14 protein-coding genes and 1 tRNA gene are annotated in these 16,321 nt (G+C 74.6%); 5 read left to right on the plus strand and 10 right to left on the minus strand.

Annotated elements, in window-relative coordinates; all coding sequences use genetic code 11:
* Window positions 1-198 precede the first annotated feature (198 nt).
* Both ABZ234_RS06865 and ABZ234_RS06870 read left to right on the plus strand, forming a co-directional pair.
* Window positions 199-1,614: a histidine kinase gene (locus ABZ234_RS06865; RefSeq protein WP_355011337.1), complete on the plus strand. Its 1,416-nt coding sequence runs from the start codon at window positions 199-201 to the stop codon at window positions 1,612-1,614.
* A 17-nt stretch (window positions 1,615-1,631) separates the two neighbouring features.
* Window positions 1,632-2,321 (plus strand): response regulator transcription factor, encoded by a 690-nt coding sequence (locus ABZ234_RS06870; RefSeq protein ID WP_355011338.1) that lies wholly within the window; start codon window positions 1,632-1,634, stop codon window positions 2,319-2,321.
* A gap of 44 nt (window positions 2,322-2,365) precedes the next feature.
* Here the strand turns inward: ABZ234_RS06870 and ABZ234_RS06875 are convergent, their stop codons facing one another.
* From ABZ234_RS06875 to ABZ234_RS06905, 7 genes are all read right to left on the minus strand, one after another.
* Window positions 2,366-4,810 carry an FtsX-like permease family protein gene (locus ABZ234_RS06875; RefSeq protein ID WP_355011339.1) on the minus strand — a complete coding sequence of 815 codons (2,445 nt, stop codon included), beginning with the start codon at window positions 4,808-4,810 and terminating at the stop codon, window positions 2,366-2,368.
* Window positions 4,810-5,559, minus strand: a complete 750-nt coding sequence (locus ABZ234_RS06880) for an ABC transporter ATP-binding protein (RefSeq protein WP_355011340.1) — start codon at window positions 5,557-5,559, stop codon at window positions 4,810-4,812. The genes ABZ234_RS06875 and ABZ234_RS06880 overlap by 1 nt, the downstream gene beginning before the upstream one ends.
* A gap of 131 nt (window positions 5,560-5,690) precedes the next feature.
* Entirely contained in the window at window positions 5,691-6,467 is a 777-nt protein-coding gene (locus ABZ234_RS06885; RefSeq protein WP_355011341.1) for an MBL fold metallo-hydrolase, read from the minus strand.
* 31 nt (window positions 6,468-6,498) lie between these two features.
* The gene (locus ABZ234_RS06890; protein WP_355011342.1) at window positions 6,499-7,575 is read right to left on the minus strand and encodes an ABC transporter ATP-binding protein; all 1,077 of its coding nucleotides are present in this window, start codon (window positions 7,573-7,575) and stop codon (window positions 6,499-6,501) included.
* Window positions 7,572-8,333 (minus strand): ABC transporter permease, encoded by a 762-nt coding sequence (locus ABZ234_RS06895; protein ID WP_344181021.1) that lies wholly within the window; start codon window positions 8,331-8,333, stop codon window positions 7,572-7,574. Before ABZ234_RS06895 ends, ABZ234_RS06890 begins: the two co-directional genes overlap by 4 nt.
* Window positions 8,330-9,187 (minus strand): ABC transporter permease subunit, encoded by an 858-nt coding sequence (locus tag ABZ234_RS06900; RefSeq protein ID WP_355011343.1) that lies wholly within the window; start codon window positions 9,185-9,187, stop codon window positions 8,330-8,332. Before ABZ234_RS06900 ends, ABZ234_RS06895 begins: the two co-directional genes overlap by 4 nt.
* Window positions 9,187-10,233: an ABC transporter substrate-binding protein gene (locus tag ABZ234_RS06905; RefSeq protein WP_355011344.1), complete on the minus strand. Its 1,047-nt coding sequence runs from the start codon at window positions 10,231-10,233 to the stop codon at window positions 9,187-9,189. The genes ABZ234_RS06900 and ABZ234_RS06905 overlap by 1 nt, the downstream gene beginning before the upstream one ends.
* 218 nt (window positions 10,234-10,451) lie before the next feature.
* Between ABZ234_RS06905 and ABZ234_RS06910 the strand changes: the two genes are divergently transcribed.
* Window positions 10,452-11,462: a LacI family DNA-binding transcriptional regulator gene (locus ABZ234_RS06910; protein ID WP_355011345.1), complete on the plus strand. Its 1,011-nt coding sequence runs from the start codon at window positions 10,452-10,454 to the stop codon at window positions 11,460-11,462.
* 243 nt (window positions 11,463-11,705) lie between these two features.
* Here the strand turns inward: ABZ234_RS06910 and ABZ234_RS06915 are convergent.
* From ABZ234_RS06915 to ABZ234_RS06925, 3 genes are all read right to left on the minus strand, one after another.
* Window positions 11,706-11,794 (minus strand) — tRNA-Ser (locus ABZ234_RS06915).
* A 206-nt stretch (window positions 11,795-12,000) separates the two neighbouring features.
* On the minus strand, window positions 12,001-12,336 hold the full coding sequence (locus ABZ234_RS06920) for a hypothetical protein (RefSeq protein WP_355011346.1): 336 nt from the start codon (window positions 12,334-12,336) through the stop codon (window positions 12,001-12,003).
* A 65-nt stretch (window positions 12,337-12,401) separates the two neighbouring features.
* Entirely contained in the window at window positions 12,402-13,163 is a 762-nt protein-coding gene (locus ABZ234_RS06925; RefSeq protein ID WP_267947186.1) for a L,D-transpeptidase, read from the minus strand.
* A gap of 228 nt (window positions 13,164-13,391) precedes the next feature.
* Here ABZ234_RS06925 and ABZ234_RS06930 point away from each other — a divergent pair, with 228 nt between their 5' ends.
* Both ABZ234_RS06930 and ABZ234_RS06935 read left to right on the plus strand, forming a co-directional pair.
* Entirely contained in the window at window positions 13,392-14,099 is a 708-nt protein-coding gene (locus tag ABZ234_RS06930) for a response regulator transcription factor (protein ID WP_267947187.1), read from the plus strand.
* Window positions 14,080-16,272, plus strand: a complete 2,193-nt coding sequence (locus ABZ234_RS06935; protein WP_355011347.1) for an ATP-binding protein — start codon at window positions 14,080-14,082, stop codon at window positions 16,270-16,272. Before ABZ234_RS06930 ends, ABZ234_RS06935 begins: the two co-directional genes overlap by 20 nt.
* Window positions 16,273-16,321: the final 49 nt, after the last annotated feature.

Here is a 16,321-nt window from a genome sequence, read left to right on the forward strand (position 1 = left end):
CGAGCCGGTTTTCCCCCGCACCCCGCGGCCCCGGGGGGGCGGGCCGGGCGCCCCGGACACGGACGGCGCCCCACCGCGGCGCCGCTTTCCCCTCCCCGCCCCCGAGAGCCCGGCCCCGGGGCCGCGGTCGGCCCCGCACCGCGCGTACCCGACTTTCGTCAGATGACGGGACCGGCGCCGGACGTTACCTTCCGAGATATGAGAACCTCCCCGGCAGCGATCCCGCCCGGACACGCCGCCCTGGCGTGCTCGGTCCTCGTGGCTCTGCCGGCTCTTGTGTGGCCCCTCCTCTTTCTCCTCGTCCCGCTGCCCGCCCTGCTCACCGGGCGCCTGTCCTCGGATCCGCGCCCTGCTGTCGCCGTGTACGCGACCGGCGCGGCGGGAGGCGCCGGATGGCTGCTGTTGTCCGGTCAGCCCTTGGGACTGTGGATCACCGGGAGCGTCCTGGTGCTGTTCGCCGTGCCCCTCCCCTGGTTGGTGGGCCTGTACCTGCGCAACGCCGCAGCCCTGGAGGAGGCGGGGTGGGATCGGGCGCGGTTCCTGGAGAGCGAGGCGAGACTCGTCGCCGAACGGGTCCGCATGCGCGAGCGCTCCCGCATCGCCGGCGACCTCCACGACGCCGTGGGCCACGAGCTCAGCCTGCTGTCGCTGCGCGCCGGCGCCCTGGAGATGGCGGAGGACCTGTCCGAGCGGCGGCGTTCCGAGGCCGCCGAGCTGCGCGAGGCGGCGGCACGTGCGGCCGACCGGCTGGCGGAAGCGCTCGGTGTGCTGAGAGTCGATGGCGAGACCGCGCCTCTGGGTCCGGCGGACGACACCCTCACCGCCCTGGTGGAACGCTCCAGGGCGTCCGGGATGGAGGTGGTTCTGAGCCAGGAGGGCGACACGCGTGCGCTGCCCGTGCTCGTGGACCGGGCCGTGTACCGGGTGGTCCAGGAGTCCCTGACCAACGCCGCCCGGCACGCTCCGGGCGCGGCCGTGCGGGTCACTGTCGAGACGGGGGCCGACGAGGTCGTGGTCCGGGTCCTCGGATCCGCGCCCGGGAAGGGATACCCGCGAGCCCACGGGGTGAGTGGCGGAACCGGGCTCGAGAGTCTTCGCGAACGTGTCAGGCTGGTCGGCGGGACGTTCGGTGCGGGGCCCGAGGGACCGGGCTGGGCCGTGTCGGCGCGTATGCCCGTACGGGGGCGGCCGCACCCCGGGGGCGCGGCGGCACGGGACGAGCACGCGGAACCGTCGAGCCTGAGCACCCACCGCCTTGCCCGCCGCCGTACCGGGTGGGCGATAGGCCTGATCGTGGGCCTCGCCATGACAGCGGCTCTCCTGGGATACGGGCTGGCCCTCGCCCTCAACGCGCACCAGGCCGCGACCGCCACACTGGAACCCGAGGTCTTCGAGCAGTTGCGCCCGGGCCAGGACCGGGCCGAGGTGGAGGCCGTCCTGCCCGAGAACCGGCTGGACGCGGCCTCCACAGGCGGGGAGGAGAACGGGATGCGGCCGGGACTGGAGTGCTCCCTCTACCGGTCGAGCCCGCAGATCTTCGACGGTGACCACGATCGGTACCGGCTGTGCTTCGACGCCGAAACCCTGGTGTCGGCCGAGGTGGTGACGTGGTGAGGAGGGTGACGCCGGCCATGGTGCGAGTGCTGCTGGTGGACGACGAGGCGATGATCCGCGCCGGTGTGCGTTCGATCCTCGCCAACGACCCGGGGATCGAGGTGGTGGCGGAGGCCGCCGACGGCCGGGAGGGCGTCGAGATGGCACGTGCGTACCGCCCCGACGTCGCCCTGGTCGACATCCGCATGCCGGTGATGGACGGGCTGGACGCGGCGGCCGAGATGCGGCGCGTCGCACCGGGAACGGGCGTGGTCATCCTGACCACCTTCGGCGAGGAGGAGTACGTGGTCCGGGCCCTCGCCGGAGGCGCCGACGGGTTCCTCCTCAAGACGGGCGACCCCCGTGAGCTGATCCTGGGGGTCAGGGCCGTGGCCGAGGGCGGCGCGTTCCTCTCCCCGCGGGTGGCACGGCGGGTCCTGGACGAGCTGGACCGCGGCCGGGCCGCGGAGCGCCTCGCGGCCGGCGGGCGGGTGAGCGGCCTGACCCGACGCGAGCGCGAGGTCCTGGCCCTGCTCGGCGCGGGGCTGTCCAACCTGGAGATCGGTCGCAGGCTCTTCCTCGTGGAGGGCACGGTGAAGGGCCACGTCAGCACGATCCTCAAGCGCCTGGGGGTCCGCAACCGCGTGGAGGCGGCGGTACTGGCGCACGAGGCGGGCCTGGTCGACCACGCCGGGAACGCCCCCGGGCCCCTTCCGGACGGCGGCTGAGGGGCCCGCCGGGGTCCGCCCCGCGGGGCGGACCCCGGCGCCGGTCAGTCGGCGCCCAGCCCCTCGGCCGGGGCTATCCGCGCCGCCCGCCGGGAGGGGAGCACGGTGGCCGCCGCCGCGATGACCAGGGCGGACACGAGGACGAGTGCCAGCTCCGCCCAGGGAACAGCGACGACGAGGGGTGCGGTCCCCCCGACGACCGCGTTCACCCCGACCAACCCGTAGGGAATGCCGATCACGAGCCCCAGCAGTGCGCCCAGGACGGCGATGACCGCAGCCTCCACCGCGAGTGTGCTCCTCAGCCCCCCTCTGGTCAGTCCCAGCGCCCGCAACAGGGCCAGTTCCCGCGTCCTCTCCAGGACGGACAGGCTCAGGGTGTTCGCCACTCCGAGGCTGGAGATGACCACCGTGACCAGGAGCATCGCCAGCGACAGGTTGACGAGGACGTCGAGGACGTCGGTGAGGCCGGTCCGTTCAGCGAGGGCTCCGCTCAGCGTGATCGCGGGGTCCGCCCCGGCCACCCGGCTCATCTGCTCGGCGAGGGCGTCGTAGTCGGCCCCGGCGGCGGCCGTGCCCCAGACCATGCCCCGCTCGTCACCCGGGGCGACCGCGTCCAGGGCCTCCTCCCGCACCACGGGGCTCGCGGCCCCGGAGGAGGTGGCGAGCTCGGACGCGTACAGCGTGAAGCGGTGCGCCTCGCCGTCGACGGACAGGTCGACGGTCTCCCCCTGCGCGGCGCCGAGCGCGTTCAGCTGGTCCTCGGACACCAGCATGGCCGGGGCTCCGGTGCCGTCCGAGGCCAGGTCCTCGGCCCCGACGGCCCGCGCCAGCTCGGGGGAGACCCCCACCAGGGTGGTCTCGCCCAGACCCTCGACGGTCACCTGTTCGGTGCGCGGCGTCTCCACCAGCACCAGGTCGCCGATGTCGCGGACCATGTCCACGGTCGCCGCGGGCACCGAGCCGGTGTCCGCCCGCGCGCTCACGTCCACGGGGAACCGGTCGTCCAGATCACCGTCGATGGTGGCCCGCCCTGTGCTCGCGGCCGTGGCCAGGGCCGCGATCAGCCCGAGCCCGAGCACCAGGGTGAGGGTGGCCGTGGCCGCCCTGCCCGTGTTGCGCCGGAGGTTGGCCCCCGCCAGCTCGGCGATACCTCCCCGAAGACGCAGCAGGCGGTCGGCCCCTCCGACGAGACGGGAGATCGCGTAGCGCAGGGCCATGAGCAGGCCGACGGCGCCCACGGAACCGCCTGCGATGGACACGGGCAGGTTCTCGGCGAGCATGCCGAACACCATCACCGCCGCACCGGTGACGGCCGCGGCGAGCCCCACCGCGTGGACGGGCCGGAAGCGGACCCCGTTCTGGAGCGGAGCCGAACGCAGTGCCTCGACCGGTGCGGTCCCGGCGGCCTTGCGGGCGGGGAACCACGCGGCGCACACGGTGGTGGCCACACCCGTCAGGAACGCCCCGGCCAGGGCCGGAACACCGACGTGCAGGCCGCCCCCGGTCAGTTCCATCAGCGAAGCGCCCGCGTACCCCGCGCCCACGCCCGCGGCCACACCGATCGCCGAACCGATGGAACCGATGATCAGCGCCTCGGCGAGAACCAGGTTGCGCACCTGGGACCTCTCCGCGCCCACCAGCCTGAGGAGCGCGGTGTCGCGGCGCCGCTGGGAGAGCAGGATGGTGAACGTGTTGGCGATGACCAGGGCGGCCGCGAGCAGGGCGATGAGGGCGAACACGAGCAGGATGAGTTCCAGCTGCTGGGCGCCGCCCGCGAACCGGTCCGCCGCCAGCCGGGACTGTTCCTCCGCCGTCATCGGGTGGAGATCGTCGGGCAGGTCGGCTCCCATGCTCTCGACCACCGCCTCCGGAGAAGTCCCGTCGGCGATGTCGGCCGTGACGCTCAGCGGGCTCTCCCCGGCGAAGAAGCCCTCCGACGTGTAGAACTGGTACTGGACCCCGGTCAGCGGCCGGAATCCGATGTCGGCCGCGCCGACGACGGTCATGTCGGTCGTTTCCCCGTCGCCTCCGAGGAGGCTCACGGTGTCGCCCACCGCGAGCCCCGCGGAGTCGAGGGTCGGTGCGTCGGCCACCATCTCGGCGGCGTTCGCGGGCCACTCCCCCTCCGCCAGCTCGAACCACCGGAGTTCGTCCCGGTCGGAGATGCTGTAGAGGTTGGCGGTGGCGCGGATCTCGTCCGTGACGAGCTGGACGGTGCCCGCGTGGAGGGGGGCCGTGGCCGTGACGTCGGGGTGCTCGGCCACCTGCTCGGGCCATCCGGCACCGGGATCGGCCGCCTCCGGATCGCGGTCCACGATCACGTCGGCAGCCGACAGCGGGGCCGCGGCGACGATGCGCAGGCCGGCGGACGAGGTCGCGGCGAACACGGCGGTGGCCGCCAGGAACAGCGTGCCGAGCACGATCGCCGACAGGACCGAGGCGAGCCGGGCGGGGTGGGCGGCGATCTGCGCCCAGGCGTAGCCGGGCATCAGCCCTCCGCCCGGGCCATGGCGGCCAGTACCTCGGTGGTGGTCGGTCGTTCGATGGTGCCGTGGAGGGCACCGTCGGACAGCAGCAGCACCCGGTCGGCGTAGGTGGCGGCGACCGGGTCGTGGGTGACCATGACGATCGTCTGTCCGAGCCGGGTGCCCGCCTCGCGCAGCCGGCCGAGGAGTTCGTGGCCGGTGGAGACGTCGAGGGCGCCGGTCGGCTCGTCCGCGAAGACCACCGCGGGCTCGGTCAGCAGGGCTCGGGCGATCGCGACGCGCTGCTGCTGGCCTCCCGACATCTCGGAGGGGCGGTGCCCGAGCCGGTCCCGGATGCGCAGGGAGCCCACGATCTCGTCGAAGAACGCCCGGTCCGGGGTGCGGCCGGAGAGCTTGAGCGGGAGCAGGATGTTCTGCTCCGCCGTCAGGGCCGGCAGCAGGTTGAACGCCTGGAAGACGAAACCGATGCGCTCGCGCCGGAGCCGGGTCAGCCGCCGGTCGTCGAGGCCGGCGAGGTCCGTCCCCTCGACCAGCACCCTCCCCGAGGTGGGCGTGTCCAACCCGGCCAGCAGGTTCATGAGGGTGGATTTTCCGGAGCCGGAGGGCCCCATGACGGCGACGAACTCGCCTCGGGAGAAACCGAGGCTCACCCCGGCCACCGCGGTCACCGCCGTCTCGCCCCCGCCGAACCTCTTGACGAGGTCGACCGCTTCGAGAGCGGTGTCGTCCACTGTGATGGTCTGCCTGTTCATGGCGCCTTCCCTCGTCGGACCTTCGGGGTCCCACGCTAGGAAGGCGCGGTGTCGCGCCGACAGTGCCGACCGACGGGGGCCGCCCCCGACGATCGTCGGGGGCGGGCGGGGGCCGGGGCGGGCCGGCCCCCTCAGAAGCGGCTGCCGGGCCTGGCCACGCTCACCTCTCCGGTGAAACCGCGGGCCGCGTGCCTCCTGCCCTCCTCCCACATGCCGGGGTCGGCGAAGTGGGTGAGGACCAGGTGCCCGGCTCCGGCCTCGGCGGCCAGCTCCCCGGCCATCGCGGCGGTGAGGTGGCCATGACCGTTCAGTGCCTGGTCGTCGGCCTCCAGGTAGGTCGCCTCGCACACGAACAGGTCGGCGCCCCCGGCCGCGCGCACGACGGCCTCGCAGTACCCCGTGTCGGAGGAGAAGGAGACCACCCTGCCGTCGGGGTCCTCGAAGCGGAGCGCGGCCGAGGGGACGCTGTGGTGGGCCCGGAAGGAGCGGAAGGACGTCCCGGCCGCCTCGTAGCGGGTCGTCCCGTCCATGGCCATCTCCCGGGGCTCGAAGGACTGGGCGATCGGGCTGTTCATCGTGGGCAGCGTCGGGATGCCGAAGACCGCGTCGAAGGCGGCCAGGCGCGGGGCCTCCCCCGCCGGGTAGTACAGGGGGATGCGCGGCAGGACCTCGGGGAAGGTCCACCGGTAGGCCCAGGCCATGAGGTCCAGGCTGTGGTCGGCGTGCAGGTGCGTCACCACGATCCCGCGCAACCGGTCGAGCCCGTAGCGCGAGCAGTAGGCCAGCAGGGACCCCGGCCCGGCGTCGACCAGCAGGACGCCGTCGCCGGTGTGCAGCAGGTAGCAGGAGGCGGGGCCCTCCGCCGTGGGCGCCGTGGCGTTGGATCCGAGGATTTCGAGTTCGAGCACGGTTGCTCCTTCGTACGGTGGCCTGGCGGTCTCAGGGGGCGGGGACGAGCAGGGTGGCGCGGCCGGGGACGACCGCCAGCGACACGGAGCGGCCGATCCGGGCGTCGGGCGGGACCCGGACCCCGAACACGTGGCCGTGCGCGTCGACCGTGAGGCGGACGGCGTCGCCGACGAACTCGGCGTGCACCACTCGCGCGGTCACCGCGGCCCCGTCGTCGCGGTCGGTGACGGTGAGGCTGTCGTCGCGCAGGAGGAGGCGTGTGCGGCCGTGGCCGGTCGGTCCCGTCCCCAGGTCCTCCGCCGGGATCCTCCACCGCCCGTCGAGCACCGCGGCACCGTCCGGGGAGCGCTCCGCCTCCAGCAGGACCGCGCCGGCCAGGAAGTCCGCGACGAAGGCGTCGGCGGGGTCCTCCCAGAGTTCTCGGGGGGTCCCGAACTGCACCAGGGTCCCCTCGCGCATCAGGGCGATCCGCGTCCCCAGGGAGAGGGCCTCGCGCTGGTCGTGCGTGACGATCAGCGTGGCGCACCCCGAGGAGGAGAGCATGGCGGACAGCTCCCTGCGCAGGCCGCCCCGCAGCTGGGGGTCCAGGGCCGCCAGGGGCTCGTCCAGGAGGAGGACGTCCGGTTCGACGGCCAGGGCCCGGGCCAGCGCCACGCGCTGGCGCTGGCCGCCGGACAGCTGGCCGGGCCGGCGTCCCGCCAGCTCGGTGAGCCGGGTCAGCTCCAGCATCTCGGCGACCCGTCGGCGCCTGCGGTCCGCCGGGAGCCGTCGGGCGCGCAGGCCGTAGGCGATGTTGCCCGCCACGCTCATGTGCGGGAACACCGCGTAGTCCTGCGGGACCAGGCCCACGCCCCGGCGGGCCGGGTCCAGGTGCGTGATGTCGCGCCCGCCCAGGCCGATGGCTCCCCCCGCGACCGGGGTGAGCCCCGCCACCGCGCGCAGGGTGCTGCTCTTGCCGCAGCCGGAGGGGCCGACGACGGCCACGGTCTCGTCGGGCCGCACCTGCACGGACACCCCGCGCACGGCCTCGGTGTCGCCGTAGCGGATGGTCAGGTCGGACACGGTGAGACCGGGCGCCCCGGTCTCGGGTTCACGGGGATCGGTCACGGAGTGCTCCTCAGGGCGCGCCGCCGGGCCAGCACGATGGCCGTCAGCACCGGGGCGACGAAGGCGATGAAGATGATCGACTGCGCGGACGCGGGTTCGAGCCTCTGTGTGGAGTAGGAGTCGAACAGGGCGAACGGCACGGTGGGCGTGGCGGGCGGGTTGACGAAGAAGGAGATGTTGAACTCGCCGAAGGAGAGGGCGAACACCATCGTCACCGCCTGGGTGAGGGCGGTGAGGCAGCCGGGAACGGTGACCGTGGCCAGGACCCTGGCCGAACCGGCCCCCAGGCTGCGCGCCACCCCTTCGTGGAGGCGCAGTTCCTCGTCCGCCAGCGCGGGGACCAGGGCGGCCAGGGTGAAGGGCAGCGTGAACACCACGTGTCCCATGACCAGCAGCAGCCCGCTGGGGCGCAGTGCCGCGTAGGCGCTCACCAGGGCGACGCTCAGCGCGATGCCCGGCACGGCCAGGGGGACGTTGACGAGGTATCCCGTCAGCCGGGTCAGCGGCGAGGGGTGGCGGGCCACCCACCAGGCCAGGGGTCCGGCGAGGACGAGGTTGACCGCCACCACCAGCGCCGCCACGGCGAGGCTGCGGACGATGACGGGGGCGAGCGGGGGCCAGGCGTGGGCGAACCAGTCGAGCGTGAACCCTCCGCCCCAGGGCCCCTGCGAGAAGTCGACGCTGGTGGCGACCACCAGGGTCGCCAGGATCGGGATGAGGACGAAGGCGCAGACGGCCCGGGTGACGGCGCGGTTCACGAGGCCACCGCCCGACCGACCAGGCGTCCCAGGCCGCGTCCGAGGACCAGCGCCGCGACGGCCATGGCCGCCAGCAGCACCGCCAGGGTGGAGGAGGCGGCCAGACGGTAGCCGGTGGTCAGTGCGTTGGCCACGTCGAGCGGGAGCAGGCGGATGCCCTCGGAGAGCGTGGCGACCGTGCCGTACCCGCCCAGGGCGATCGCCGCCGCGGTGCCCCCGGTCTCGATGAGCGCGGGAAGCAGCAGGGGCAGGGTGACCGTGGCCAGTACACGCGCCTTGGAGGCGCCCAGGGTGCGGGCGCTCTCGGTGAGCGAGTGCGGCAGCCCTGCCGCGGCGGCGCGCAGCGGCCCCAGGACGCGGGGCAGCGAGAAGTAGACGTAGGCGACTAGGAGGCCGGGCAGGGTGTAGGCCAGGCCGGCGAACCCCTCCCACAGCGGTGCGAGCAGCCCGGTCCTGCCGTTGAGCACGATCGCGAAGAACCCGATGATGATGCCGGGGAGGGCGATCGGCAGGGTGAGCAGGGCGTCGGTGGAGGCGCCTCCCCTCCAGGCGCGGTCCTGCCGTGCCTGGTGCAGCACGACGGGGACGGCGATCACGAGCGTGGCCAGGACGGCCACCCCGGCGACCAGCGCCGACGCGGCCAGGGACTCGCGGACGGACGCCGAGGCCAGGGCGTCGGCGTAGTGCTCCAGGGTGGGTCCCCCGTCGGCCGGGGCGCTGCCCAGGCCGAGGGAGTTGCCCACCAGCACCGCGACCGGGTAGGCGCTGAACAGGCCGATGACCGCGAGGGCCGGGAGCGCGGCGGTCCACGGGGGCGGCGTGCGCAGGCGCACGCGCGCGGTGCCGGGGGCCACTAGAAGCCGACCTCGCTCTGGTACATGTCGATGAACTCCTGCTGCCGCTCGCCCTGTTCGAGGTAGTCGATGGTGATCGCGCGCTCGTAGTCGGCCTCGGGCAGGACCTTGTCCGCGAGCTCCTCCGGCATCCCGCCGACCACCGGGCGCATGTACCCGTCCGCGAAGAGGCCCTGGCCCCGCTCGGAGAAGTAGAAGTCCAGGAGCTCCCTGCCGTTCTCGGCGTTGGGGGCGCCCTCGACCAGGCCGACGATGTAGGGGATCTGCAGCGACCCCTCCTCGGGGATGACGACGCTGACGTTCGCGCCCTCGTCCCGGAGCTTGTAGCCGTTGAAGTCGGTGTCGATGAGGATGGGGATCTCGCCCTGGGCGACCTTGGCGGTGGCGGTCTGGGCCGAGGTGGAGGCGCCGTTGTCCTTCAGCTCGGCCAGGTAGTCCAGGCCCGGCCCCCAGTCGGACAGGTCGCCGCCGAGCGCGTGGTTGACCGCCGTCGCGGCGGAGTAGCCCACGGCCGCCTGGGTGGGGTCGAGGTAGCCGACCTTGCCCTCGTAGGCGGGGTCGAGGAGGTCCTCCCAGCCTTCCGGCACGGGCGCGCCGTCCAGGTGGTCCTCGTTGACGATGAAGGCGATCGTGCCGGTGTGGACGGCCGTCCAGTTCCCGTCGGGGTCGCGCAGGTCCTCGGGGACCTCCTCCGCCCCCTCCGGCACGTGGGCCTGGAGGACGCCGGCCTCCACGAGCTGTCCGGCGAAGGCGATCCCGGTGTAGGCGACGTCGGCGACGGGCGCCCCCTTCTCCGCCTGGAGCGCGGCCAGGGCCTGTCCGGAGTTCTTCGGGTCGTTGGGGGCCTGGATCCCGGTCTCCTCGGTGAAGGCGGCCAGGACCTCGCCGTAGTTCCCCCACTCGGCGGGAGAGTTGTAGGTGATGACGGTGCCGCCGTCGCCGGTGGCCGAGGCCGGGGGGAGGTCGGCGTTGCCGCAGGCGGTCAGGGCGAGGACGGCGGTGATCGCGGCCGCACTCGGGACGCCGCGGCCGTGGGCGAGGGTCATGGGGATCTCCGTGGTCGGCGCGGCGCCCGTCGGACACCGCTGTTCCGGATCGTGTGATTAAACGATTAATCAGCACTGTGACCTGCCATGACGCAAACGGTGTCCACGGCTTGAACTCCCGAGGAACAGCGCTCGGCGCCACCAGGCCCGCGCCGGTTCCGGTCCCTGCGGGCACACGGTACTTTTCGAGTCCACGGCCGCCGTCCCCGAGGAGTGCCATGCCCGAACCGACCAAGCGCGCGACCCTGCGGGACGTCGCGGCCGGGGCGGGCGTCTCGGTCGCCCAGGCCAGCTTCGCCCTCAACGGCACCGGCCGCGTGGCCCCGGCGACCGCGGAGCGGGTCCGCCGCGTCGCCGCGGAACTGGACTACCAGCCCGACGGCCGGGCCCGGGCGCTGCGCACCGGACGGCGCTCCGCCTACGGCGTGGTGATCCGGAACATGCGCAACCCCTTCTTCCTGGACGTGCTGCGCGGCATGGAGACCGTCGCGCACCGCAAGGGGGCGCTCCTGCTGATCATGAGCTCGGACTACGACCAGGAGCGGGAGGGCGCCGCGCTGCGCAGGCTCGCCGCCGAGGCGGTCGCCGGGATCGCCATCGCCCCCATCGGCCGGCGCGGCCGCCTCCTGGAGTGGATGGACCGCCACACCCATATCCCGGTGGTGGCCTTCAACTGCACACCGGAGCCCGACCGCGAGGGGACCGCGAGCCGCCTGTCCACGGTCGGCCCCGACGACGACGCCGCCGTCTCCCTGGCCGTGGCGCACCTGGCGGAGCGCGGGCACCGCGAGGCCGCGCTGCTGACGGCGCCCGAGGCCCTGGCCGCCGACTGGGGGCGCGAGGAGTCCTTCCTGCGCCGCTGCGCGGAGCACGGGATGGCCGGAGACGTGGTGCGCGGCCCGCTGGACCACGAGGCGGTGGCCCGCAGGTCGTCGGAGATGATGGCGCGTCCGGGTCACCGCGCCCTCGTCGTCAACTCCGACCACCTGAGCGCCGCCGTCTACGACGCCGCCCGCTCCCGGGGCCTGCGCGTGGGCCGGGACGTCAGCGTCGTGGGCCACGACGACCTGCCCACCTCCGCCCTGCTGGACCCGGGCCTGACCACGATCGCCGTGGAGCGCGAGGCCCTGGGGGAGCAGATCATGGACCTGCTCGTGGAGGGCCCCGGCACCGCCGTGCGGCTGCCCGTGCGCCTGGTGGAGCGGGGGTCGGTCGCGCTCCTGGCATGAGGCGGCCGGGGGGCGGGGGCGGGGGAGCGGCTCCCCGGGGCCGAGGAGCGGCGCCCGGGGGACGGCGTGGGCGCCCCGGCGTGGAGCCGGAGCAGCGTGGGCGCGGTGTGGGCCGTCTCCACCGTTCGGCTGAACCCCTGAGACGGGGTGGGACCGCATGCCACGGCGTGCAACTGCAACCAGGACTGCAACCAGCCACGCAAGAGGGGCCCCGCGCCGAAGCGCGGGACCCCTCGTGATCTGCGGAGGATCGGGGATTTGAACCCCGGAAGGCGTTGCCACCTAACCGCATTAGCAGTGCGGCGCCATAGACCTGACTAGGCGAATCCTCCTGGCTGTGACAAGACTACAGACACCACGGACTGTTGCGCAAAACGAGGGCCCGGATCGCGGCACGGGGACACGCCGCGCGCGGGTGGAGCGGCGGAGCGGAAGGCGCACCCCGGTCCGCCGCTCCCGTGGCGGGGCCGCCGCGCGAGGGCCCCGCCACGGTGTTCCACCGGGGCCGCGGGGCTCGTGCCCCGCGGCCCCGACGGGGTCAGCCGGTGTAGTTCGGGTCCTGCTCGACCGGGGGCGCGGGGGCGGCCTCGGGCGCGACCGGGTCCGGGGCGGGGGCCGGCTCGGCGGGAACCCCCTCGCCCGGGCTCGGCGCCTCGGAGGGGGCGGGCTCGGGCTCAACGCACTCCTCCGGCACGCCGGCCCCGCCCTCCTCGGGGGCGACCACGCCCTCGGCGGGAGCGGCCGGGGCGGGAGCCGCCCAGCAGTCGCCCGGGGCGGGCTGGTCGGACGGCTCGTCGGCGGCGAACGCCGGGGCGGCGCCGAACAGGGCGAACGCCGCGATGCCGGCGGCGAACAGGCTGGTCTTCAGACGCATGGTGGGTCCTTCTGGTCGTTCGGTGTGTGCGGGGTACCGCCCCGCGCGGCGGTCCGGGGCCGGGGTCAGCCGGAGATCTCGACCGGCGTGCCGATCGGCAGGTTCTCCGCCATCCACGTGATGTCGTCGTTGGAGACCCGGATGCACCCGTGGCTGACCTGGCGTCCCAGGGCGTCCTCGTCGTCGGTGCCGTGCACCGCGAGCTGGCCGGGGCCGCCCGCGAAGGTCTCCAGCGTCTCGGAGAAGCCGCTCAGCCCGAAGGCGTAGACGCCGTAGTCGCCGTCCGGGTCCGGGGGGCGGAGCAGCTCGGTGAAGTAGTAGCGGCCGGGCGGGGTGGGGGTCTCGTTCGCCCCCGTGCCGATCACCCCGGCGCGCACCTCCTCCTCTCCGTCGTGGACGGTGAACTCGAAGGCCTCCGTGTCGATCTCGACGCGGAACGCGGTGGTGGACAGCTCCACCTCGTCGCTCCTGATCCAGCCCGTGGAACCGTTGGGCCGGACCGGGAGGAGCACCTCCAGCCACTCGCCCTCGTTCCGTTCGACGAGGAACGTGCGGTCCACCCCGAAGTCGTTGGGGCTCGTGAGGGTCTGCGACGCCTCCGCGTCCTCCTTCTCGGCGTGGACGTCGACCTCCCCGCCGACGACCGTGGCGATCTCGACCGCCTCGGCGCCGGCGTCCCCGCTCGCCCCGGCGGCCGGTTCCCCGGTCCCGGGTGCGTCCTCGGACGCGGGTGCGGACGAGCAGGCCGTGAGAGCGGCCAGGGCCGCGGCGGCCGCGAGTGACGGCAGGGCCCCGGTGGTTCGTCGGGGCGGCGTGGATCGACGCATGGAATCCGTCCGGCTTCGTTCGGGGAGGCGTCCGGCGGACCGTTTCCCTGCCGGACGGGATCGAAGAATCGCGGACGGATGTGAAGAACCCGTGTGCCCGTCGTGTGTCTCCTGTGTGGTGACCTGGGGCGGCCCGGAACCGCTGGTCCGGGGCCGGTGGGGGACACGTACGATCGAGCCGCGGCCGGCCCCGGGACCGGCCGCCAACCGAGCCGAGCGGAGGTCGCCGTGTGCGCGCATGTGCTGGTCGCGGAGGACGACGTGAACCAGGCCGACCTGATCCGTCGCTACCTGGAGCACGAGGGCCACTTCGTCCGCGTGGTGCACGACGGGCGCGCCGCGGTCGAGGAGCACCACCGCGAGCGGCCCGACCTGGTCGTCCTGGACGTGATGATGCCGGTCATGAGCGGCCTCGAGGCGTGCCGCACGCTCCGCGCGGAGTCGGACGTCGCGGTGCTGATGCTCACCGCGCGCTCCACCGAGGAGGACCTGCTGACCGGCCTGGACCTGGGCGCGGACGACTACGTGACCAAGCCCTACAGCCCGCGTGAGCTGATGGCGCGGGTGCGCACGCTGCTGCGCCGGTCGCGGCGGGACCCCGACGGTCCGGACCGGGTGCTGCGCGCGGGCCCGGTCGCGGTGGACCCGTCACGGCACGCCGTGCGGGTGGACGGCGAGCCGGTGGAGTGCACGCCGGCCGAGTTCCAGCTGCTCGCCGCGCTGGCCGCCCGGCCGGGGCGGGTCCTCACCCGGGCCCAGCTGCTGGAGTACATCCACGGCATGAGCCGGTTCATCACCGAGCGCACGATCGACGTCCACGTGAAGAACCTGAGGAAGAAGCTGGAGCCGAACCCCCGCAAGCCGGTGCGGCTGGTCACGGTCTACGGCGTCGGCTACAAGCTCGTCGGGGCCGGCGATGGCACGTCGCCGGGATAGGGGCGCCCCGCGGGCCCGCGGCCGCCGGGCGCGTCCCCGGGCCGGGGGAGCCCTGCGGCACAGCCTGCTGGCGCGCCTCCTGGCCAGTTCGGTGCTGGTGGCGGTCTGCTCGATCACCGCGACGGCCTGGCTGGCGGTGCAGGGGACGTCGGAGTCGATCAGCGTCCAGCAGGGCGAGACCCTGGCGGTGGACACCCGCATCCACGACACCCTCGTCGCGTACGCGGCCACCCACCCCGCGTGGGACGGGGTGGGGTCGACGGTGGAGGAGCTGGCGGACGAGACGGGGCGGCGGATCGCCCTGACGACCGAGAGCCACGGCCTGCTGGCGGACTCGGCGGGCGGTGACCGGCCGCTCCCCCACCGCACGTCCTCGGTGATCGACCCGCTGGCGGTGGACGTCACGCTGGCGTCCGACCTCGCGGGGCGCATCGACCCGCGCGCGGTGGGACCGTTCGCCCTGCCCCGGGAGGACCGGTCCCGGCTGCTGGAGGTCGCGGAGTCGGGCGCGGCCTGCCTGAGCGGGGTGTACGGGCTGGCCGCGGAGGTGGAGGCCGGCCCGAGCGGTCGGCCCGCCGTGACCGGGGACCCGGTGGACGACGCCGTGTGGGCCGACTGCGGGCTCGACGCGCTGGACGAGCCGACCGGGAGCGAGCGGGAGGCCCTGGCGGAGTTGAACCGCCTGGTCGCCTCCTGCCTCGACCTCGGGGAGGGCGGGCTGCCCGGGGCGGAGTTCCGCATGGACGGCGCCGCCGGGGTCCCGGTGGCCGAGCCCGTGGGGGACGGGGCCCCGCCGGCGGCGGACGAGGCGCGCGCCCCCCGGGAACCGGTGGAGGAGCGGCCCGGGGACTCCGGGACCGACCCGGGCGTGCCCGCCGTTCCGAGCGAGGAGCCCTCCGACGGCGGATCGGTCGAGGCGCCCGTGGAGGAGCCGGCTCCGCCCGGGCTCCCGGAGGCGCCGATCGCCCCGGGCCAGGAGGCCCCGGCGCCTTCCCCGGCCCCCGACCCCGTGGCCTCGCCGCCGTCCGAGGAGCCGTCCCCTCCCGCGCCCCCGAGGTTCGACGCGCGCACCTCGGCCTGCCTCGACTCCGGTGTCCGCGAACAGCTCGATCCCTACGTGGCCCCCGCCGCGCTGCTGTTCATCGACGACCCGTCGGAGGAACCGGAGACCGGCCTGTCCCTGTCCCGCGAGGGCCTCCTGCGCGTCGCCGGGGTGGTGCTGCTGGTACTGGTGCTGACGGTGGTGGTGAGCGTGGCCGTGTCGACCCGCCTCGTCCGCCCGGTCCGCGCGCTGACCGACGCCGTGCGGCGCATGCGCGCCGGGCAGGGGACGGCGCGGGTCGAGGTGAGCGACTCGGGGGAGATCGGGCAGCTCGCGGCCGCGTTCAACGAGATGTCGGAGCACCTGGCGCGGTTGGAGGACCAGCGCAAGGCGATGGTCAGCGACGTCTCCCACGAGCTGCGGACACCGCTGAGCAACCTGCGGGGCTGGCTGGAGGCCGCCCAGGACGGGGTCGCGGACCTGGACCGGGAGCGCATGGGGATGCTGGTCGGCGAGACGCTCCTGCTCCAGGACATCATCGACGACCTCCAGGACCTGGCGCTGGCGGACGCGGGGAAGCTGCGGCTGTCCCCGGAGCCGGTCGACGTGGGCGCCCTGGCGGCGCAGGTGGTGGACGGCCAGCGCCTGCGGGCGGAGACGGCGGGGCTGCGGCTGGTCGTGGAGGTGGAGGACGCGGTGGCCGTGGTCGACCGGACCCGGCTGCGCCAGATGGTCGGGAACCTGGTGGGCAACGCGCTGCGGCACACCCCGGCCCCCGGGACGGTCGCCGTCCGGGTGCGGCGCGCGGACGGGGCGGCGGGCCCGGCGGGCGGGCCGCTCCGGGACGGCTCCGGCGGCGACGTCGTCGTGGAGGTGGAGGACACGGGGGTCGGCATCGCACGGGAGGACCTCCCGCACGTGTTCGACCGGTTCTGGCGCGCGGACAAGTCGCGCAACAGGCGCACCGGCGGCAGCGGCCTGGGGCTGGCCATCGTGCGCGGTCTGGTGGAGCTGCACGGCGGATCGGTCTCGGTGGAGAGCGTGCGGGGCGAGGGCACCGTCTTCACGGTGCGCCTGCCCTCGGCAGGCCCTCCGGACCGGCCGGAGCCGCCGGGGCCGTCGGCGTCCTGAGCCCCCGGCCCGGCGCCTCCGGCCCCCGCGGCGGGGTCCCGGTCCCCTC

The organism is Nocardiopsis sp. NPDC006198 (assembly GCF_040613895.1).
Classification (GTDB): domain Bacteria; phylum Actinomycetota; class Actinomycetes; order Streptosporangiales; family Streptosporangiaceae; genus Nocardiopsis; species Nocardiopsis tropica.